The sequence below is a fragment of the Rhabdothermincola sp. genome (assembly GCF_036846205.1).
GTDB lineage: Bacteria > Actinomycetota > Acidimicrobiia > Acidimicrobiales > Acidimicrobilacustridaceae > Rhabdothermincola.
Genome location: NZ_DAIUCK010000034.1, coordinates 1 through 19,538, shown reverse-complemented (window position 1 = coordinate 19,538; position 19,538 = coordinate 1). Strand labels below are relative to the sequence as shown.

The window sequence follows — 19,538 nt, the reverse complement described above, 5'->3', positions numbered from 1 at the left end:
TTCACCGCCCCGGCTGGGTGACCGGCGAGGTGGCTCGGTCGGTCGCATCGAGATAGAGCCGCGCCAGCGACGCGCTGACCGCGCCCGGCAGGAAGGCCTCGGCCCGCTCGCGCCCGGCCCGCCCGAGGGCGTCCCGCCGCCGGGGGTCGGCGACCAGGGCGCGCAGCGCGCCGGCCGCGGCGTCGGCGTCGCCGGCCGGGAAGAGCACGCCGGCGGTGCCCTCGGCCAGCACCTCCCGCAGCGGGGGAAGATCGCTCGCGACCACCGGGAGGCCGTTGAGGAGCGCCTCGGCCGCCACCCGGCAGAACGACTCCATCCGGGACGGCACGAACACGAGGTCGCAACGGGCGTACGCCTGGGAGACGTCGGCGACGAGTGGACTCACCGATACCAGCTCCGACGGGGTGGCCAGCACCCGGCGCCAGGCCGCGCGCTCGTCGACGAAGGGGGTCGAGAACACCTCCCAGCGCACCGGGGCGTCGCGCAGCAGCTCGATGCAGGCCGGGAGCAGGTCGAACCCCTTGCGCCGCTCGCTACGACCCAGGAAGCCGATGCGCACCCGGTCGTGCTCGCCCGGGACCCGATCGCCGACCACGGCGGGATCGATCGGGTTCGGGATGATCTCGAAGCGCTCCGCGGTGGTGAGGCCCGCCTCGACGACCAGGTCCCGGGTGAAGGTGGAGACCCCCGCGAAGCGGATCCGGTCCCGTCGCGAGCGGACGAGGGGCCGGGCCAGGCGGGTGACCGCGGGGACCTCCCAGTTGTGCACCCACACCACGATCGGCAGATCGAGGGCGACGGCCGCCGGCAACGACACCACCAGCTCGGTCAGCGAGTTGGCATGGATGACCTCGATGGAGCTCCGGTGGCGGCGGGCGGTCGCCAGGACCTGGCGTTGCGCGGTGGCGATGCCCGTCCCTCGGGGTCGGGTGATCGGGACCAGCTCATCGCTCACCGAGGCGAGCCGGTCCCAGTACTCGGCTCTCGGGGCCCGGGGCGCGCACACCACCCGGTGCACCCCGCCGAGTCGGCTGAGGACCGTGACCAGGCTGGCGACGGGTCCGCCGTACCCACCCGTCGCGGTCACGTAGAGCACGCCGGTGGGGCCGGAGGCTGAGGATAGGATCGCACCCGCTTCGGGCTCGCTCACGGTTGGCTGCTCTCGGGGACGGCTCGGACGACCCGCACATTCTCATGGACCTCGACCCGGCACCGCCACCGCACTTCCTCGTCATCGGGGTCATGAAGGCGGGCACCACCTCGCTGTTCCGGTGGCTCGAGGCCCACCCCGCGGTGGCGGAGACGCCGCTCAAGGAGCCGAACTTCTTCGTCGACGACGCGAACTTCGTCGCCGATCGTCCCCTCGCCGGTGCCTGGGCGGCCTATCAGGGTCTGTGGAACCGCGCGGGTGGTTCGGTGGTGACCGGGGAGGCGTCCGTGCGCTACACCTACCCCGAGTACGCCCAGCGGGCATGCGATCGCATCGCGGTGGCCGCGCCGGAGGCCCGGCTGGTGTGCGTGCTGCGCGATCCCGTCGAGCGGCTGCGGTCGCACTACCGGTACTGGGCGCAGCGCGGCCGGGAGCAGCAGCCCCTGGCGGAGGTGGTGAGCGAGCCGGGCAACCCCTACGTCGGCCGTTCCCGGTACGCGCAGGTCCTGCGGCCCTATCACGACCGGTTCGGCTCGCAGCTGCTCGTGGTGGTGTTCGAGGAGCTGGTCTCCGGCGAGGGCCGGGCCTGGGAGGCCGTGCTCGAGCACCTGGGGCTCGAGGCGATCCCGCGGCCGGCGGGCGCGCACAACGTGACCGACCAGGAACGCCAGTTCACCCCGTTGGCACGGTCCATCCGCCGGCGTGGCCTGCTGCGCCACGCGGACCGGGTACCGGCACCCCTGCGACGGTTGGGCCAGCGGGTGCTCGTCCGGCAGGGCCCGGAGGCCAGGGCAAGGCTGGCGGCCGCCGAGCAGCCCATCCCTCCGGCCGTGCGCGAGCTGCTCGAGCGGGACACCGAGGCGCTCATGGCCATGCTGGGCTGGTCCGAGTCGCCATGGCCCCGGCAGCCGGCGTGACGCGCCGGGTCAGCTCCGGCTGGTGATGGCGGACAGCACCCCGTCGGGGGAGTCGACCAGCACGCCGCCGGTGGCCCGCATGAGCCGCTCGTAGGCGTCGCGGGCCTCGGGGGGCACGTCGTTCGAGAAGGTGATCGTCGTGGCGGCGGGGCAGTAGCGCGGCCCCGAGAGGACCACGGTGGTGCGGTCGGTGACGATCCAGCGCAGCGACGAGCTCGGCAGGAGGAACAGCAGCTCGACCGGCAACCACGGTTCGATCTCGGTCACGGCCGCCGGCATCACCCGGTCGAGGGTGGCTGGGTCGTCCCGGGGATGGCGCTTGACGCCGACAACCAGGCCGCTCTCCACGAGGCCGCGCACCAGGCGCCCCAGGGCGTCGATCGCGGCGGTCCCGCCCAGCATCGCCGAGTGCGGTAGCACCAGGACGGTGTCGAGCCGGCGGTACGCGTCTCGCTGGTCGGGGCCGATCACCGCGGAGGCCAACGCCTCCAGCAACGGGCGCGCGCCCGCGGGGTCAGGGATCGGGCGTACGGGCACCCCGGGCCAGGCGCCGGGGTCGATCGCATCGGGGAACGACACCCACAGCGCGTCGAGCTCCTGGTAGGGGATGACCCCCGCGGGTGTCCCGGCCCATCGGCCGAACACGAGCTGGCGCCACCAGCGCGCCAGGGCCGCTCGGGCTCCGTCCCGCGGCGCCGGAGCCAGGTAGCGCTTCTCGTAGGTGAGCAACCCGTCCTCGATGACGCCCACCCGCCCCGCGCTCGCCACCGCCGCAGCCGCCAGCGCATGGCCCTCGACGGTCTGCACGTTGGCGGTCCGCACCTCGACTGCCTCGCCGAGGCTCGCCACCGAGCGGTGGAGCCGGCGGGCGTTGCCCGCCGCGGAGATGCGCCGAGCCAGGGTCGGGGGGAGCCGTTCCAGCCCCCCTCGGACCGCGTCGAGCCGGCGTATCGCGCTGAACGGCGAGCCCGGCAGGTCGCCGAGCGCGTCGAGCAGGATTGCCTGGGAGGGGTGGCTGGGAACGGCCACGAGCTGCGAGGTGGCGCCGTCCGTGGCGGCGAGGCCGAGGGCCTGCAACGTGTGGTACGGCGTCTGGACGTGGTAGACGACGACGGCCGGGCTGGTCATGGCCGGCTCATCGGCGGGCTCGCCGCCGCAGCTCGGCTTCGACCCGCGCGATGTCCCCGGGCACGTCCACGGCGAGCGAGGCGGAGGAGACCGCCACCATCCGCACCGGGATGCCGAGCTCGAGGAAGCGCAGGATCTCGATGTCCTCGATCTGCTCGACGGGTGTCTTGCCGCCGTGGTTCGCGTAGCGCTCGAGCGCCGAGGTCGGGAACGCGTACACGCACACCTGCCGCCACGCACCGCGGAACCCGAGGTCCTTGCCGGTGGGAACGGCGGCCCGGGACATGTACAGCAGCCGCCCGTCCGGAGCGCTCACCACCTTGGGCACGTTGGGGTCGCGGAAGGTCGCCTCGTCCTCGATGGGGCACATCGCGTTGACGACCTCGCCGGGATGAGCCTGTGACGCGGCGATGACCGTATGGATGTCGGCCGGGTCGACGAGCGGCTCGTCGCCCTGGACGTTCACGAAGGCCTCGGCGTCGATCTGCTCCGAGGCGGCGTAGACCCGGTCGGTGCCGGTGGGGCAGGTGGTCGGCGTGAGCACCACCTGCGCGCCGAAGCCCCGGCAGTGCGACTCGATGCGGTCGTCGTCGGTGGCCACGTAGACGTCGTCCGGTCCCAGAGCGGCGACGCACTGCTGCCAGGTGCGCTGGATGAGGCTCGTGCCGTCCAGCAGGGCGAGCGGCTTGCCCGGGAAGCGTGAGGACTCGTACCGGGCCGGGATGACGATGACCGTTCGTCCCACGGGTCAGATGGTGGGGGCGTAGACGGAGCTCTGCTGGACGGGATAGGTGCTCGGTGTGATGGCGATGAGCGGCACCACCCGTCCGGACTCCTCGTAGGCGCGGAGCACCTCGACCATCTCTTCCTGCCTCGGATCGCCCGCCCGGTAGCCGTCGAACCCGGCGAGCAGGATGCGCCGTGCCCCACCAGCGGTTGCGGCCGCGATCGCGTAGGCGACGGCGAGGCGGGCAGGCAGCACGCAGCCCGAGGAGCCGATGTCGAACCGCCCTGCCTCCACCCGCAGGCCGTAGTCGAGGACCTCCACGCGGTCGAGCCGTTCAGCGCCCACGAGCGCGTCGATCGTCGGCCGTGGGGCCAGCAGCGGCCGGTGGAGCCCCGCGAGCCGGCTGGACTCGAGCATGATGCGCGACGGGTTGCATGCCACGAAGGCCGAGACCATCTCGTCGCTGACCACCGTGGACGTCGTGTTGAGGCACAGCACCGCCGGGCGCTCGCGGGCGATGAACCGGTTCAGCTCCTCACGGTGGAGCTCGGCGCTCGGCCCCGCCCCGATCACCAGCACGTCACGGCCGGCGAGCCACCCGTCGGCCGACCAGGTACCGGTTCCCTCATCACCGCTGGCCGCGACCGCCTGGCCGAGACGCTCGGTGCTGAACGAGTGACCCTCGAGGGTGCGGAGGTTCTTCAGGGCGGCGACGATGTCCGCGGTCTCGTAGCGCCCGTCCCCGATCATCTGTTGCACGTAGGTGGGATGGATGTCGTACGCGGCCGACATCAGGTACAGCAGGTTGGTGCCCCAGCCGTACTGCTCCTGGAGGCGGCCGAAGTCCTCGAGCACCACGGGGAGCAGCGCTTCGGGTCGGTAGCGATCGCATCCCATCTGGGCCAGCTCGAACAGCAGGAAGTCGGTGCGCACGTTCCCCGCGCCCCGACCCATGCCCAGCACCGTGGCGTCCAGCCAGGTGGCGCCCAGCTCGGCGGCGGCGAGGGTGTTGGTCAACGCCCGTGCCCGGTTGTCGTGGGCGTGGATGCCGAGCGGTCCGGACCAGCCTGCCGAGAGCGCGGTGATGCAGGCGGCGATGTCGGCGGCGGTCATGTTGCCGAGCGAGTCGGCGAAATACAGAACCTCCACCGAGCCCCACGCGTCGCAGGTGGCCGCCAGCTCGGTCAGCTGCTCCCCGCTGGAGCGGCTGACCTGCATGAGGTTCAGCCCCACCCGGTAGCCGAGCTCGCGGAGCCGCTCCACGATCGGCTGGCACTCGCTGACCTCGTGGAGGTGCGCGGCGAGCCGCACCAGCGACACCGGTGAGCGGTCGGCCGGATGGAACAGCGTGTCGACCGCCTCCGGTGCGGGACCGTCGTGGGACAGGAGGTCGGAGGCGTTGGCCATGACCCCGATCGTCGCCTTCGGCAGCTTGAGCCCGCTGAGCAGCTCGTCGGTCGAGTAGGCGAAGGGGCCGAGGAACTTCGGCTGCGGGTAGCTGCGGAACCCGATCTCCACCACGTCCACCCCGGCGGCATCCACCGCGGCGAGGTACCGCTCCACCAGCGAGGGGCGGAAGTCCCATGCGTTGTAGTAGCCGCCGTCTCGCAGCGTGCAGTCGAGTACCTGGAGCCGGGTTGGGTCGAACGCCACCGCATTCCTCTCTGGTGGGAGTGGGTGAAGGATAGGTCAAGCGCCGCGCGTGCTGTCCGTCTCGCCGCCTTCGGTGGCGATCCCGTCGAAGGTGTAGCCGAAGCGCGAGGCGTCGACCGCGTACAGCCGACCCACCAGGTCGGCCAGCTCGGGGGTGTAGTAGGCGTGGTAGCTCTGGCGGTCTGAGCTGGTGTTGCGCCGGGGGAGCCCGCTGGCGGGCAGGCCGAGGCGGTCGGCGACCCGGGCCACGTCGGCGTCGAGGTGCTCGAAGCGCCCGATGAAGTCGAGCCCCTTCGGGGGGAGCAGCGCGGCCTGCCGGCGGACGTGGCGGTCGCAGGTGTCGAGGTCCCAGGTGGCGATCTGGTGGACGAAGGCGTCGAAGGGGAGGCCCTTCAGTGGGGTGTCTCGCCAGTAGTCGGTGGGACCGATCACCTTGTCGAGCCAACACGACACCAGCCGGTCCCAGGGGTTGCGGACGAATCCGAAGCGGAACAGGCGGTGGAGCGGGTCGAAGGGCGCAGGGCGCCCGGTGAGGTAGACGGGCTCGGGATCGAGCTCCCGGAGCCAGGCCGAGATGGAGCGGGTCGCCACCTTCGCCACCCGGTAGTACACGAAGCCGTGGGCCCGGGAGACCGTGTAGTTGTAGCGGGGCCGGGGGTCGATCCGGCGGGCCAGCTTGCGGGCGGTGGCGGAGGCGGTGGTCATGTCACCGGCCGGGAGAGTCCGAGCAAGGTCGTCACCTTGGCGAGCTGTGCGTCCCAGGTGCCCTCCTGCAGCATCAGCTCGCGGCCCGCCGAACCGATGCGCCGCCGGCGGTCCGGGTCGGCCAGCAGCTCCAGCGTGGCCTCGGCGAGCGCGCCCACGTCACCGGGCGGGTACAGCACGGCGTCGAGGTCGTCGTGCATCACCCGGGCCACGTCACCGATCGAGGGAGCCACCACCGGCACCGCGCAGGCCAGGTACTCGCGCATCTTGTGAGGGGAGTAGTGGAAGGCTTCGCCGGGCTGGGCCAGCACCCACGCGACGTCCATGGCCGCGAGGTGAGCGGCCATGTCCACGTGGGGCACACCACCGGTGAAGCGGGTGGCGTCTCCCAGCCCGAGCCGTTGCACCAGCTCCTCGATCCGGCGCCGCTCCGGGCCGTCACCGACCAGCAGCAGGCGAGCGTCGGGCTGCCGGCGGTGGACGAGGGCGAAGCCTTCCACGGCCTGCTCGAGCCCGTGGAAGCGCCGGAAGTTCCCGCACCACCCGATGACCGGCGCCTCCCCCAGGGTGTAGCGGTCACGGACGAGCTTTCCCGACACCCCTGGGTGGAAGCGTTCGGGGTCCACGGCCATCGGGGTGACGACCACCCGTCCGGGATCGGCGCCGAGGTCCACCACCAGCGAGGCGACCTCCTCCGACACGCACGCCACCGCGTCGGCTCGGCGCAGAGCCGGCGATTCGCCGAACCGCTCCAGCAGGGAGCCCCACCCCGGACGCCGGACCCCCCACTGGCGTGCTTCCCACACCTGGGGGGCGTGGACGAAGACCACCGCCGGGCAACCGGCACGCTGCGCGAGGTCGATCCCCGCGCGGTGGCAGATCTCGTGGTGCTGCCACACGAGCGCTGGCGGTGTCGAGTCCCACGGGCCCGCCCCGACCGCGAAGCGGTGGATCGAGCGGTACTGGAGGGCGTCCTTCACCGCGGTCCGGACCACCGGCGGCGTGAGTCTGCGGCGCGGTGATGATCGGGTGGCCGAGGCGTAGTGGGCGGTGGCGAAGCCCACCGCTTCCTCCGGTGAGGCGGTGGCGTCAGGGGTGACCACCCAGCCGCGACCGAAGCAGCGTTCGCCTGCCGCCGCCCACCCCGCGGCGGTGACCCAGAGCCCGGCCGCGCTGGGCCAGGCGGTCCGGGGGCGGGGCATGACCGCCACCAGGGATCGGGACGGGTCGCTCACGGCTGAGCACTCGCAGGTTCGGTCGGGTAGCCGAACGCCTCGAACTCCCGAGCGAAGACGTCGAGGACGATCTCCCGGGCGCGAGGCGTGAAGGCCACCGGTCCGCGCCGGGTGCCGGACTTGAGCCGGGGCAGCTCGATCGGATCCGCCACCCCGGCCTGGTCGAGGGCGGAGCGCAGGTCGGCCTCCAGCCGCTCGTACCGCCCCACGAAGTCGACGATGATCCGCCCTCGGCTGGTGTAGAGGTGCCAGTCGCTCAGCTCCCGCCGCCGGCGTTCCACCCACACCTCGAACGGCGGGGGGGAGGGATCCTGGCGGGTGTTCCAGAAGTACATCGAGGTGACCTTGTCCCACGGGTCGCGCTCGAAGCAGAACGTGAAGTACTCGTCCCAGCGGTCTCGACCGAGGCGGGAGCGGGCCGGCTCGGCCGGGAGGTGGCTGTAGAAGGCCATGCGCCGCCGCCACTGCTTCAGGGTCCAGCGTGCGGCTCGCGGGTTGGCCAGCAGCTCGGGAACGGGGTTGAAGCTGGCCCGCCAGTTGCGCGGCCGGTGGTCGGGCAGCTCCTCGAGGAGGGGGGTGACCACGGCGTCGGGGCCGGCGATCCGGCTCAAAGCCGCCTCGATGCTCGAGCCCGCGGTCTTGCGGGTCTTCACGAACACGAAGCGGTGCTGGTGCGAGACGATCATGGAGCGGCGCGATCAGGGCAACCGGGAGAGCCGGGTCGCCTCCTCGTAGAAGGCGTTCGTGCGCTCCAGTTCCCGCGGCGAGTCGAACGCTTCGAGCCGTCCCTTGTTCAGCACGATGATGCGGTCGCAGACCTGCAGGGTGGACAGCCGGTGGGCGATGATGAACATGGTCACCCGGCCCTTGAGGTTGAGCAGCGTCTCGTGCAGCAACGCCTCCGAGCGCATGTCGAGCGCGCTGGTGGGCTCGTCGAGGAAGAGCAGGTCGGGTTCGCCGATCATGGCCCGAGCGATGCAGATGCGCTGCCGCTGACCGCCCGACACCTGCGAGCCTCGCCCCCCGACCTGGGTGTCGAAGCCGTCGGGCCAGTGCTCGATGTCGGCTTCGATGTTGGCCATCTTCGCCGCCCGCCGGAGGTCGTCCTCGGTGAACTGGTCGCGGAAGAAGCGGATGTTGTCCGCCACCGTTCCGTCGTAGAGGCGAGCCTCCTGGGTCACCACCGCGATGCGGCTGCGCCAGTCGTCGAGGTCGAAGGAGCTCGCGTCCTCGCCGTTGACCAGGTACCGGCCCGAGGTGGGGGTGCGGAGCCGCAACAGCAGTTGCATGAGGGTGGACTTGCCCGCGCCCGAGGGACCCACGATGCCGACCGCCTCGCCGTGGCCCACCTCGAAGCTGACGTCGCTGAGCACCGGGTGCGACCCGTCGTACGTGAAGGACACGTGGTCGAACGCCAGCGAGCCGATGTGCTCGATGGGGCGCCCGGCGCGCCGGACCCGAGCGGCTTCGTAGCGTTCCAGGACTTCCTCGAGCTGGTCGAGGTAGGGGGCGGTCTGCTCGAGGGCCACGTTGATGCGCTGGAGGTTCTTGCCGTAGGTCACCGAGCGCAGCAGCACCAGCACCACCACGCTCAGGGTCGCGATCTGCCCACTGGCCGCCGTGGAGATGAACGCCAACCCGGCGAGCACCATGAGCAGCGCCGCGGCCTGGTAGATCTCGGCGACGAAGCTGCCGTAGAAGGACATGAGCGTCGCGGGCCGGGTCTCGGCCCGGGCCCGGCGGGCGAGGCGGGCTTCCACCTGGTCGGTGACGTCGAACAAGGTGACCTCTTGGGCCAGCGACACCACCTCGGAGACCCCGCTGGCGAAGTGGATGCCGGCCCGGGCGCGCTGCTTGCCGTACTTGCGCTGGAGGCGCTGGAGCGGGCGGAGCAGCATGATCATGCCGGCCATCGTCCCCACCAGCACCAGCGACACGAGCGGGCTCACGACGAACGCCGTGACGAACAGCGCCAGGAAGTTGAACAGGCTCACCACCCCGGTGGTGAGCAGGTTGATGCCGTTGGCGGCCTTGTTGACGTTGGTGCTCAGCAGCTCCTGGAGGTGACCCTCGCGCTCCTGCGAGGCCACCGCCCATTCGGTGTTCAGGTAGGCGTCGACCGCTCGCCGGCGGCTGGCGTACAGCGTGGCCGCGGTCAGGCGGGCACTTGCCCAGTTGGCAACGCCCGAGAGCAGGAACGAACCCACCACCAGCCCGGCTGCGACCGCCAGCAGCGTCGGAACGGTCATCCGCAACCCCTTGATCGGGCCGGTGTCGACGGTGGTCCACGTGTCGCCCGAGGTGGCGGCCAACCCGGCCTTCACCACGATCACCAGCGCTCCGGCATCCGCGAGGCCGGAGAGGCCCGAGATCGCGGCCAGGGCCACGATCTTCCACCGGGACCCGGGGAGATGCTCGAGTGGCCGCCTCCAGGCGGCGACGGGTTTGGTGCTCATGTGGGCGGCTCGATGCGGACCGTGGGGAACGCCCAAGCCTACGCGACGCGCGCCCGGGGCCGGGAGGGTGCGGGGCCGGCTCCGGCGACTTCGAGGAGCACCCGCTCCCATCGTTGCGCCACCACGGTGATGGCGAACCGCTCGAGGCAGTGGTGTCTCGCCGCCCGGCCCAGGGCTCGGCGGCGGCTGGGGTCCGCCAGCAGGTCGCGCATCGTCGCCGCCAACGCCTCGCGGTCACCGATGGGCACCACGACGCCCGTCTCGCCGTCGATGACGATGTCGGTGATGGCGCCGACGGGGGTGGTGACCGCGGGCAGGCCGCAGAGCCCGGCCTCGATCAGGGCGGCGGGCATGCTGTCACCGCCCCGGCTGGGGAAGACCACCAGATCGGCGGCTGCGTAGGCGTCGAGGGCGCGGGGCAACGACCCGGTGAACGTGACCCGGCCGGGAGCCACCGCCGCGGCCCGCTGCTCCAGCGCCGCCCGGTCGGGGCCATCGCCGGCCACGATCAGATGGGCGTCCGGGACGGTGGCCAGGGCGTCGATCGCCAGGTCGGCACCCTTCTCGGGTACCAGGGCGGCGATGAACAGCGCGGTGGGGCCCTCCGGGACCCCGAGCGCGGCCCTGGCCGCTGGCGCGGCCGCTTCGTCGCGCAGCGGGAAGGCATCCTCGGGCACCCCGTTGGGGACGACGGTGATCCGGTCCGCGGGGAGCCCGATCCACTCGATGAGCTCCCGGCGGGTGTGGTCGGCGAGCGCCACCACCCGCGCCGCCCGGCCCATGAGCGCGCGAACCCGGAGGCGTCGCAGCCGGGTCGGCGCCCAGAACCGCGAGTCGCTGATCTGGCGGTACACGAACGGGGTGCGAAGGCCGACCCCCGCGATCGCGCAGGCCGGCAGGGTGGACGAGCCGTGGGCCACGACCACGTCGGCCGAGCGCATCTGCCGGCGCAGCGCGGCGAGTGTCCGGCGACCGAGTCGCTCGTCGCCGAGCACCCCGACCGGGAGGCGCTGCGCGTTGTGTCCCGGGGCCAGGGCGACGGTCCGCACGTCATGGCTTCGAAGGCGCAGGGCGCGCTCGAGGTCGGTGGCGAAGACCTGTGCCCCCCGGCGGTCGGTGTCGGTCACCACCTGGAGGATCCGCAGGGAGCGGGCAGCCATGGGACGGTGAGTGTAGGCCGTACACTCCTGCGCCACGGTGGCCATGTCATCGCTCGCTCGCCAGGTCCTGAAGGGCACCGCCGCCACGGTGGACGTCCTCCGACCTCGCGCGCCGGGGGTAGTGGTGCTCATCTACCACTGCGTCGGTGGTGGCCGGGCGAGCTCGGTGGATCTGCCCGTGGGCCTGTTCGAGGAGCAGGCGGCTTTCCTCACCGAGCACGCCAACGTGCTCGACCTCGACACCGCGCTCGAGGTGCTCGCAGGTCGCCGCGCCCTACCGCCCGACGCGGTGGTGCTGACCTTCGACGACGGCACGGCCGACCTGGTGGAGCACGCGCTGCCCATCCTCGTGCGGTACCGCCTGCCGGCGACCGTGTACCTGGCCACGGGGTTCGTGGACGGGCCCCGCTCGATCTGGGGTGACGGGGGCGCGCTGTCCTGGGCCGGGGTGCGCGAGATGGTGTCCACCGGCCTGGTCACGCTCGGCTCCCACACCCACTCGCACGTGCTGCTCGATCGCCTCCCCGCCGGTGAGGTGGCCAGCGAGCTGGACCGTTCGGTCGAGCTGATCGGCGAGCACACCGGGGTGCAGGTGGCGCACTTCGCCTACCCGAAGGCGCTCGAGCCGTCTCCCGACGCGGACGCGCAGGTGCGGGCCCGGTTCCGCTCCGCGGCCCTGGCCGGCACCAAGGCCAACGTGCCGGGGCGCACCGATCCCCATCGCCTGGCCCGCTCGCCCGTGCAGGTGTCCGACGGCATGCGCTGGTTCGCCCGTAAGGCGCGGGGCGGGATGGGCTTCGAGGACACGGCCCGCCGGGCGCTGAACCGGCGGCGCTACGCGGGGGCCACGAGGTGACCCGGCCTGCGGGGCGCGACCGGCCACGGCTCATCCACGTCACCACCACCGACATGAGCCTCGACTGGCTGCTCGGCCCGCAGCTCCGTGCCTTCGCGGAGGCCGGCTTCGAGGTGTTCGGGGCTTCCGCGCCGGGGCCGCACGTCGCTCGGCTGGAACAGATGGGCATCGGCCACGTGGCCTTGCGGCACGCCACCCGGGAGATGGCCCCCCATCGGGATGCCCTGGCGTTGGCCGAGCTCCTCGCGGTGTTCCGGGATCTGAAGCCCGACATCGTCCACACCCACAACCCGAAGCCGGGGGTGTACGGCCGGATCGCCGCCCGGTTGGCCGGGGTCCCGGTGGTGGTCAACACGGTCCACGGTCTGTACGCGCTGCCCGAGGACCCCGTCCCCAAGCGGGCCCTCGTCTACGCCCTCGAGCGGCTGGCGGCGGCGTGCTCGCACGCGGAGCTGCTGCAGAACGAGGAGGATCTCCCGGTGCTGCGCCGCCTCCGGGTGCCGGCGGAGCGCCTGCACCTGCTCGGCAACGGGATCGACCTCGAACGGTTCGACCCGGCCACGATCGGCGCGGCCACCCGCGAGCGGGTGCGGGCCGAGCTGGGGGTGGGACCCGATGAGGTGCTGATCGGCGCGGTCGGTCGCCTGGTGGCGGAGAAGGGCTACGTCGACCTCCTGGACGCGTTCTCGTTGGTGCGCCGCTGGCGGCCCGAGGCCCGGATGGTGATCGTGGGACCGTCGGACCCCGACAAGGGCGATGCCCTGCCCCCGGATCTGCTGGCGTGGGCCGAGCGCGAGCACGGGGTGCGGTTCCTCGGCCACCGCGACGACGTCGAGCAGCTGTACGCCGCGATGGACCTCTACGTGCTGGCCTCGCGCCGCGAGGGCTTCCCCCGATCGGCGATGGAGGCCGCCGCCATGGGCCTGCCCATCGTCGCTACCGACATCCGGGGGTGCCGGCAGGTGGTCGACCACGGTGTCAACGGGTTGCTCGTGCGGGTGGGTGCCGTGGCCGCGCTGGCCGAGGCGTTGGCGGGGATGGTGGCCGATGCGTCCCGCCGCCAGGCGATGGGCCGCGAGGCCCGGTGCAAGGCGTTGCGTGACTTCGACCAGCAACGGGTGGTGTCGACCACCCTGGACGTCTACCGGCGCCTGCTGGCGGCGAGGGACTCGTAGAGCGCGCCGAGCTCGCGGGCTGGCCGCTCCATGCCGAACGAGCGGCCTCGCTCGGCCGCGGCTGCCGCCATGCCGGCCAGCCGCTGGGGGTCGCTCGCCACCTCGACGTAGGCCGCGGCCAGCGCCTGGGGGTCGTCGGGAGACACCAGGCGGCCCTCGACACCATCGGTGATCGCCTGAGGGATCCCGCCCACCGCGGTGGCCACGACGGGAAGCCCGAGCGCCAGCGCGTCCATCAACGCCACGGGGAGGCCTTCGTGGCGGGAGGTGAGGGTGAAGATGTCGAACCCGCTCATCACCCGTACGGCGTCGTCGCGGTAGCCGAGGATCGTCACCCGCTCGCCCAGGGCCATCGACGCCAGCCGGGTGCGCATCTCCTCCTCGAGCGGCCCCTGCCCGACGGAGACGAACCGCAGCGGGACGGGGGAGCGCAGGGCCTCGGCGGCGGCGTCGAGCCAGACCTCGTAGGCCTTCTCGCGGCGGAAATTGGCCACGATGCCCACGACGATCTCGGTCGGGGAGATCCCCAGCTCCCGGCGGACGTCGTCCCGGCTGGCCCGCTGGGCGCGGATGGCGTCCACGTCCACGCCGTGCACCAGCACCCGGACCCGTGGTTGCAGCTCGGGCGGGATGGTCTCGCGGACGTCCTCGGAGACGCACAGCTGGGCGTCGTCGAGTCGGTAGGTGAGCCGGTTGACCAGCCGGGTGAGCCGGTTGTGGCGGGGCCAGCGGTTGTGCTCGGTGTACACCAGCGCCGGCCGCTCCCGCCGGGGCAGGGTGCGCACCAGGAGCCTGGTGACCGAGGCCACCAGCGGGGAGTGGTTGTGGATCACGTCGACAGGGTGTTCCCGCAGTCGCCGGCGGAGGCGCCAGGCCCAGCGCAGGTCCCAGTCCCGACTGCTGTCGAGGCAGGTCACCGCCACCCCCTGCTCCTCGAGTCGCGGGACCAGGTGGTTCTTCCAAGGGACCAGGTACGCGGCCTCGACCTCCAGCGCGCCGCGATCGGTGGCTTGCGCCTGGTTCACGAGCAGCTGCTCCGCGCCGCCGGGGCCCAGGCCCTTCACGAGCCAGAGGACCCGGGTGGTCACGCCGGGACCTGGTGGGAGCCGGCGAGCACCGACCGGATGGTGGCGATCACCCGTTCCTGGTCGTCGGGGGTCAGGCTCGATCCGCTCGGCAGGCACAGCCCGGTGGCGAAGATCCGCTCCGCCACCTGGCCGCCGAGGCGCTCGGCACCGGCGAAGACCGGCTGCAGGTGCATCGGCTTCCAGGCCGGGCGGGCCTCGATGTCCGCGGCCTCGAGAGCGAGGCGTAGCTCTTCGGGGGTCGCGGCCGCGGAGGCGGGGTCGAGCGTGATGACCGTGAGCCAGTTGGTGGGCTCGCCACCCGCAGCATCCGGCAGGAAGCCGACGCCGGGCAGGTCGGCGAGCGCGGCCCGGTAGCGCCGGTTGATCGCCCGGCGGCGGGCGACCTTCTCGTCGAGATGGCGGAGCTGGCCCCGCCCGACCGCGGCCAGCAGGTTGGACATCCGGTAGTTGAACCCGACCGTCGAGTGCTCGTAATGGGGAGCCGGGTCCCGAGCCTGGCTGGCCAGGAACCGGGCTCGCTCCACCAGGGCTCGGTCGTCGGAGACCAGCATCCCCCCGCCCGAGGTGGTGATGATCTTGTTGCCATTGAACGAGAACACGCCGAGGCGCCCGAACGATCCGGCGGCCCGTCCGTGGTAGCGGGCGCCGAGGGCCTCGGCCGCGTCCTCGATGAGCGCGACCCCGAGCTCGGCGCAGACGGCTTCCAGCCCGTCGTAGTCGGCGCACTGGCCGTACAGGTCGACGGCGATGACCGCCTTGGGCAACCGGCCGGCCTTCACTCGTCGGCGCAGCGCCGTGTCGACCAGCGCCGGGTCGACGCACCAGGTGGACGGCTCGGCATCGACGAAGACGGGTGTCGCGCCGGTGTAGATGACGGCGCTGGCGGTGGCGATGAAGGTCAGCGTCGGCACCAGCACCTCGTCGCCGGGCCCGACACCGTGCAGCAGCAGCGCCAGGTGCAGAGCGGCGGTGCCGCTGGACAGCGCGGCTGCGTGCCCGACCCCGACGTAGGCGGCCAGCTCCCGCTCGAACGCATCGACGTGGGGACCCAGGGGGCTCACCCAGTTGGAGTCCACCGCGTCGAGCAGCAGCTCGCGCTCGTCGGGGCCCACGTCGGGCGGGGACAGGAAGATGCGGGCCATCGGGCGCAGTAGGGTAGTGCAGCTCAGCCGGCGGGCCCTCGGGCCCGGTCCGATGAGACCGACCCGGCCGCCGCCCGGTCGAGCCCGCCATCGGGAGTCCTGCACCTTGGTGTCGAAGTTCGAAAAGCGCGCCCGGCGAGTCCGCCGGGCCATCCGGAAGGTCCCGGTGGTCGAGCCGGTGGTCAGCCGCGCCGGCGCGGTGGTCTGGCGGCGTCACCTGCGCCGGCAGGTGGCGCGCAGCCAGGCCGGTGTCGATCCCACCCGCCTGCTGTGGGTCGATCCCGCCCAGGTGCACCGGCGCCTGCGGCCCGACACGGTCCGCGAGCTCATCCCCGGGTCGGCCCGGAACGCGATCGGCCAGGTCCGGGGCGGCGACTGGGACCTCGACGTCGAACCCATCGATGCCCACCCCTTCGTCGGCGCAGCCCGGGAGCGCTACGCCGAGGGCAAGGCGTGGGACGACACCCGCTTCGCGGCCGAGATGCGGGCCCGTATCGAGCGCGACGGGCCCCAGCATCGCTACCGCACGCCCGAGGACATCGCCCGCCTCGGTGCCCGCTGGGACGAGCTCGCCGATCGTATCCGGGTGGAGGGCTTCCGCTCACAGGACGAGCTCGAGGACGGCAAGCCCTGGGAGGAGGTGCTGATCGCCTTCGACCGCTCGGGGCGGCTCGTGTTCGTCGAGGGCATCCACCGCTTCGCCATCGCCCGAGCCCTCGGCGTCGAGCGGCTCCCGGTCCGGGTCGCCGCCCGGCATCAGGACTGGTACCGGCTGAGCGGGGAGATCCGGGCCTACGTCAACGAGGCCGAGGGTGGCCGGGCGTACCAGCCGCTCCTGCACCCCGACCTGGCGGACGTGCCCTACAGCCACGACGGCCAGCGGTTCGATCTCATCCTCGACGCCCTGCCGGTGCGGGAGGGGCGGCTGCTCGACATCGGGGCGAACTGGGGGTACTTCTGCCACCGCTTCGAGGCCGCCGGGTTCTCGCCCATCGCGTCCGAGCGGTCCGAGAAGCAGCTCTACTTCCTCGCCGCGCTGCGCGACGCTCTCGAGCGACGGTTCGAGATCTGGGGCGGCTCCATCACCGACGTGAAGGATCTCGGCGAGTTCGAGGTGGTGCTGGCGTTGAACGTGTTCCACCACTTCCTGAAGGCGGAGAGCAGCTACCAGGAGCTGCTCGGCCTGCTCCGGCGCCTGCGCACCCGCTACCTGGTGTTCGAGCCCCACCTGCCGACGGAGCGGCAGATGCAGCCGGCGTACCGCAACCCCGACCCCGACGAGTTCCGCGAGCTCGTCCAGCGTGAGACCGGCCTCACCGAGCACACGTTGCTCGGCACGGCGGGGCACGGGCGGCCCGTCTACCTGCTGCGGGGGAAGGCCTGACCATGGCGCTGCTGGCCGACACGGCGAAGAAGGTCTCCCGCACCCTCCCCCGCGAGCTGGTGCTGCGCCTCCCTCGGTCGATGCTCCCCGAGTTCGTGATCGTGGGCACCGGCCGCTGCGGCACGGCGTACATCGCCAAGCTGCTGCGCGAGATGGGGGTGCGCTGCGGCCACGAAGCGGTGTTCTCCAAGCGGGGGGTGACGGCCAGCCGGACCCTCCAGGGGGACGCGTCGTGGTTGGCGGTGCCCTACCTCGCCCACTACCGGGGGGTGGTGCTGCACCAGACCCGCGAGCCGATGGCCACCATCAACTCGTTCGTGGGTGTGCACCGGTTCTCCCAGCAGCTCGACCCGAAGCGGTCCATCTCGTTCGTGGCCAAGCACTTCGAGATCACCGGGGACGAGGTGGCGGACTCGATGCGCTGGTACGTCGACTGGAACGAGCGCTGCGAGCCGTACGCCCTGCTGCGGTACCAGGTCGAGCAGGTCCCGGAACGGATCGGGGAGATCCTGCGCACGCTGGGGCTGACCGTCGAGCAGGCTCGGATCGACCAGGCCCTCGCCGCGGTGCCGACCACCACCAACACGAAGACCCGGGCGGCGCTCGCCTTCGACGACCTGCCGGCCGGCCCCCTGCGGGACCGCCTGGCCCGCACCGCCGAGCGGTACGGGTACGAGCTGTGAAGGTCACGGTCACCGGCGGGGCGGGGTTCATCGGTGGCAACCTCTGCCGCCGCCTGCTGGACCATCCCGACGTCACCGAGGTCGCCGTCATCGACGACCTCTCCACCGGCTCGCTCGAGAACCTCGAGGGCCTCGACGTGGATCTCGTCGAAGGCTCGATCCTCGACGCGGCGATGCTCGACCGGGTGTGCGTGGGCGCGTCGACCGTCGTGCACCTCGCCGCTCGTGGCTCCGTGCCCCGCTCGTTGGCCGATCCGGTCCGCACCCACCTGGTCAACGCCACCGGGACGGTCGAGGTGCTCGAAGCCGCCCGCCGGGCCGGTGGCGCGCACGTCGTGGTGGCGTCGTCGTCGTCCGTCTACGGCGCGAACCCCGAGCTGCCCAAACGGGAGCACCTCGCGCCGATGCCGGTGAGCCCCTACGCGGCCAGCAAGCTGGCCACCGAGTCCTACGCGCTGGCCTACCAGCGTTCCTTTGGTCTGCCGGTGCTCGCCTTCCGATTCTTCAACGTGTTCGGCCCCCTGCAGCCGGCCGGGCACGACTACGCGGCGGTGATCCCGACCTTCGTGGACGCCGCGCTCGGTGACCGGCCGCTGCCGATCCACGGTGACGGCTGCCAGTCCCGGGACTTCACCTTCGTGGGCACGGTCACCGAGGTGCTCACCGAGGCCGTGGTGCGCCGGGTCACCTGCGAGGGCCCGGTGAACCTCGCGTTCGGCTCGCGCATCGACCTGCTGTCGGTGGTGGCGCTCCTGCGGGACATCCTCGATGCTCCCCTCGAGGTCGAGCACCAGTCACCGCGACCCGGCGATGTCCGCCACTCCCAGGCCGACTCGACCAGGCTGCGTGAGCTGTTCCCCGACGTGGAGCCGGTGGCGTTCGAGGCGGGGCTGCGGGCGACCGTCGAGTGGTTCCGTTCGAGGAGGGCGGCGCGTGCCTGAGGAGTTCGGGCCCTACCGCGGCAAGCGGGCACTCGACCTGCTCATCGTGTGCGTGATCGGGCTCCCGGCCCTGGTGGTGGGGCTGCTCTGCGCGCTGGCGGTCAAGGTCACCTCCCGCGGCCCGGTGCTGTTCCTCCAGGAGCGGGTGGGCATGGGCGGGCGGCCGTTCACCGTGTTCAAGTTCCGCACGATGGTCGCTGGTGACAACCCGATCTTCCCCGACGCCAGCCGCATCACCACCGCCGGCAAGTGGCTGCGGCGGTTCTCGCTCGACGAGCTTCCCCAGCTCCTCAACGTGTGGCGGGGGGAGATGAGCATCGTCGGACCGCGCCCCACGCTCGCCTACCAGGTCGAGCGCTACACGGATCGGCAGCGGCACCGCCTCGACGTGCGCCCCGGCCTCACGGGCCTGGCGCAGGTGAACGGCCGCAACGCGCTGCCCTGGGAGGAGCGCATCGAACTCGACCTGGAGTACGTGCGCACCCAGTCGCTGCTGCTCGACCTGCGGATCATCGGGCGGACCCTGTGGGTGATGCTCTCCGGGGAAGGAGCCGAAGGGCATCCCACCGACGACCCCCTGGCGGCGCCGTCACCCGAGCGGCCGGCCGCGGGGTGACGGTCCGCTCGGGATGCGGTCGATGCAGCCCCTGGTCATCCTCGGAGCCGGCGGCCACGGTCGCGAGACCCTCGACGTGGTGGAGGCCGTCAACGCGGTCGAACCGAGCTACGAGTTCCTCGGGTTCCTGGCGGACGAGGCCGACGGGGAGCTGGTGGGGCGCCGCGGCGCGCGGGTGCTGGGCCCGCCGGGCTGGCTGGAGGCCAACGACGCGGCGTTCGTGATCGGCATCGGCGCACCTGCCGCCCGGCGCCGGCTCGACGAAGCCGCCAGCGCGAGTGGGCGGGAGGCGGTGGTGCTGGTGCACCCGCTGGCGTCGCTCGGGTCCGACCTGCGGCTGGCGCCGGGGGTGATCCTCGCCGCGGGGGCGCGGGTGACGACCAACGTGACCCTGGGGCGCCACACCCACCTGAACGTCAACGCGGTGGTGTCGCACGACTGTGTGGTGGGCGACTACGTCACGCTGAGCCCAGGCGTGCTCGTCAACGGCAACGTCCGGTTGGGGGACGGGGTCTTCCTGGG

19 protein-coding genes are annotated in these 19,538 nt (G+C 72.4%); 8 read left to right on the top strand and 11 right to left on the bottom strand.

Annotated elements, in window-relative coordinates; genetic code table 11:
• Position 1 precedes the first annotated feature (1 nt).
• Positions 2 to 1,150: a glycosyltransferase family 4 protein gene (locus tag V7004_RS06950; RefSeq protein WP_334142979.1), complete on the bottom strand. Its 1,149-nt coding sequence runs from the start codon at positions 1,148 to 1,150 to the stop codon at positions 2 to 4.
• 2 nt (positions 1,151 to 1,152) lie between these two features.
• Between V7004_RS06950 and V7004_RS06945 the strand changes: the two genes are divergently transcribed.
• Complete coding sequence (locus tag V7004_RS06945; RefSeq protein WP_334142977.1) at positions 1,153 to 2,067, top strand: sulfotransferase; 915 nt, start codon at positions 1,153 to 1,155, stop codon at positions 2,065 to 2,067.
• A gap of 9 nt (positions 2,068 to 2,076) precedes the next feature.
• Here the strand turns inward: V7004_RS06945 and V7004_RS06940 are convergent, their stop codons facing one another.
• Genes V7004_RS06940 through V7004_RS06905 form a run of 8 tightly spaced genes read right to left on the bottom strand, consistent with a single transcriptional unit; the run spans position 2,077 to position 11,131 of the window.
• Positions 2,077 to 3,195 carry a hypothetical protein gene (locus V7004_RS06940; protein ID WP_334142976.1) on the bottom strand — a complete coding sequence of 373 codons (1,119 nt, stop codon included), beginning with the start codon at positions 3,193 to 3,195 and terminating at the stop codon, positions 2,077 to 2,079.
• Positions 3,196 to 3,202: 7 nt separating this feature from the next.
• On the bottom strand, positions 3,203 to 3,940 hold the full coding sequence (locus tag V7004_RS06935) for a 3-deoxy-manno-octulosonate cytidylyltransferase (protein ID WP_334142974.1): 738 nt from the start codon (positions 3,938 to 3,940) through the stop codon (positions 3,203 to 3,205).
• 3 nt (positions 3,941 to 3,943) lie between these two features.
• Positions 3,944 to 5,575, bottom strand: a complete 1,632-nt coding sequence (locus V7004_RS06930) for an aldolase catalytic domain-containing protein (protein WP_334142973.1) — start codon at positions 5,573 to 5,575, stop codon at positions 3,944 to 3,946.
• Between the two features lie 36 nt (positions 5,576 to 5,611).
• Complete coding sequence (locus tag V7004_RS06925) at positions 5,612 to 6,280, bottom strand: sulfotransferase family 2 domain-containing protein (protein WP_334142972.1); 669 nt, start codon at positions 6,278 to 6,280, stop codon at positions 5,612 to 5,614.
• Positions 6,277 to 7,515, bottom strand: a complete 1,239-nt coding sequence (locus V7004_RS06920; RefSeq protein ID WP_334142971.1) for a glycosyltransferase — start codon at positions 7,513 to 7,515, stop codon at positions 6,277 to 6,279. The genes V7004_RS06925 and V7004_RS06920 overlap by 4 nt, the downstream gene beginning before the upstream one ends.
• Positions 7,512 to 8,201, bottom strand: coding sequence for a sulfotransferase family 2 domain-containing protein (locus V7004_RS06915; protein ID WP_334142970.1), 690 nt, complete (start codon positions 8,199 to 8,201; stop codon positions 7,512 to 7,514). Before V7004_RS06915 ends, V7004_RS06920 begins: the two co-directional genes overlap by 4 nt.
• A 12-nt stretch (positions 8,202 to 8,213) precedes the next feature.
• Complete coding sequence (locus V7004_RS06910) at positions 8,214 to 9,971, bottom strand: ABC transporter ATP-binding protein (protein ID WP_334142969.1); 1,758 nt, start codon at positions 9,969 to 9,971, stop codon at positions 8,214 to 8,216.
• A 38-nt stretch (positions 9,972 to 10,009) separates the two neighbouring features.
• Complete coding sequence (locus tag V7004_RS06905; protein WP_334142967.1) at positions 10,010 to 11,131, bottom strand: glycosyltransferase family 4 protein; 1,122 nt, start codon at positions 11,129 to 11,131, stop codon at positions 10,010 to 10,012.
• Between the two features lie 43 nt (positions 11,132 to 11,174).
• Between V7004_RS06905 and V7004_RS06900 the strand changes: the two genes are divergently transcribed.
• Together V7004_RS06900 and V7004_RS06895 are read left to right on the top strand one after the other, a co-directional pair.
• Entirely contained in the window at positions 11,175 to 11,987 is an 813-nt protein-coding gene (locus V7004_RS06900; RefSeq protein ID WP_334142989.1) for a polysaccharide deacetylase family protein, read from the top strand.
• The gene (locus V7004_RS06895; RefSeq protein WP_334142966.1) at positions 11,984 to 13,162 is read left to right on the top strand and encodes a glycosyltransferase family 4 protein; all 1,179 of its coding nucleotides are present in this window, start codon (positions 11,984 to 11,986) and stop codon (positions 13,160 to 13,162) included. The genes V7004_RS06900 and V7004_RS06895 overlap by 4 nt, the downstream gene beginning before the upstream one ends.
• On the opposite strand, the gene V7004_RS06890 is transcribed toward V7004_RS06895, so the two are convergent.
• The gene (locus V7004_RS06890) at positions 13,129 to 14,250 is read right to left on the bottom strand and encodes a glycosyltransferase (protein WP_334142965.1); all 1,122 of its coding nucleotides are present in this window, start codon (positions 14,248 to 14,250) and stop codon (positions 13,129 to 13,131) included. The two genes, V7004_RS06895 and V7004_RS06890, sit on opposite strands and share 34 nt — an antisense overlap.
• On the bottom strand, positions 14,247 to 15,392 hold the full coding sequence (locus tag V7004_RS06885; protein ID WP_334142964.1) for a DegT/DnrJ/EryC1/StrS family aminotransferase: 1,146 nt from the start codon (positions 15,390 to 15,392) through the stop codon (positions 14,247 to 14,249). The genes V7004_RS06890 and V7004_RS06885 overlap by 4 nt, the downstream gene beginning before the upstream one ends.
• 109 nt (positions 15,393 to 15,501) lie before the next feature.
• On the opposite strand from V7004_RS06885, the gene V7004_RS06880 reads away from it, so the two are divergent.
• From V7004_RS06880 to V7004_RS06860, 5 genes are all read left to right on the top strand, one after another.
• Positions 15,502 to 16,776, top strand: coding sequence for a class I SAM-dependent methyltransferase (locus tag V7004_RS06880; protein ID WP_334142962.1), 1,275 nt, complete (start codon positions 15,502 to 15,504; stop codon positions 16,774 to 16,776).
• Between the two features lie 2 nt (positions 16,777 to 16,778).
• The gene (locus V7004_RS06875; RefSeq protein WP_334142960.1) at positions 16,779 to 17,459 is read left to right on the top strand and encodes a hypothetical protein; all 681 of its coding nucleotides are present in this window, start codon (positions 16,779 to 16,781) and stop codon (positions 17,457 to 17,459) included.
• Positions 17,456 to 18,400 carry an NAD-dependent epimerase/dehydratase family protein gene (locus V7004_RS06870; protein WP_334142959.1) on the top strand — a complete coding sequence of 315 codons (945 nt, stop codon included), beginning with the start codon at positions 17,456 to 17,458 and terminating at the stop codon, positions 18,398 to 18,400. Before V7004_RS06875 ends, V7004_RS06870 begins: the two co-directional genes overlap by 4 nt.
• Positions 18,393 to 19,016: a sugar transferase gene (locus tag V7004_RS06865; RefSeq protein ID WP_334142958.1), complete on the top strand. Its 624-nt coding sequence runs from the start codon at positions 18,393 to 18,395 to the stop codon at positions 19,014 to 19,016. The genes V7004_RS06870 and V7004_RS06865 overlap by 8 nt, the downstream gene beginning before the upstream one ends.
• A gap of 22 nt (positions 19,017 to 19,038) precedes the next feature.
• Positions 19,039 to 19,538, top strand: a 500-nt coding sequence (locus V7004_RS06860; RefSeq protein WP_334142956.1) for a PglD-related sugar-binding protein, incomplete at its 3' end; no start/stop codon positions are given.

Bases quoted from the DNA above. Each gene is read 5' to 3' on its own strand.
- V7004_RS06940 (WP_334142976.1), bottom strand. From the start codon at position 3,195: ATGACCAGCCCGGCCGTCGTCGTCTACCACGTCCAGACGCCGTACCAC.
- V7004_RS06925 (WP_334142972.1), bottom strand. From the start codon at position 6,280: ATGACCACCGCCTCCGCCACCGCCCGCAAGCTGGCCCGCCGGATCGAC.
- V7004_RS06915 (WP_334142970.1), bottom strand. From the start codon at position 8,201: ATGATCGTCTCGCACCAGCACCGCTTCGTGTTCGTGAAGACCCGCAAG.
- V7004_RS06910 (WP_334142969.1), bottom strand. From the start codon at position 9,971: ATGAGCACCAAACCCGTCGCCGCCTGGAGGCGGCCACTCGAGCATCTC.
- V7004_RS06905 (WP_334142967.1), bottom strand. From the start codon at position 11,131: ATGGCTGCCCGCTCCCTGCGGATCCTCCAGGTGGTGACCGACACCGAC.
- V7004_RS06900 (WP_334142989.1), top strand. From the start codon at position 11,175: ATGTCATCGCTCGCTCGCCAGGTCCTGAAGGGCACCGCCGCCACGGTG.
- V7004_RS06885 (WP_334142964.1), bottom strand. From the start codon at position 15,392: ATGGCCCGCATCTTCCTGTCCCCGCCCGACGTGGGCCCCGACGAGCGC.
- V7004_RS06875 (WP_334142960.1), top strand. From the start codon at position 16,779: ATGGCGCTGCTGGCCGACACGGCGAAGAAGGTCTCCCGCACCCTCCCC.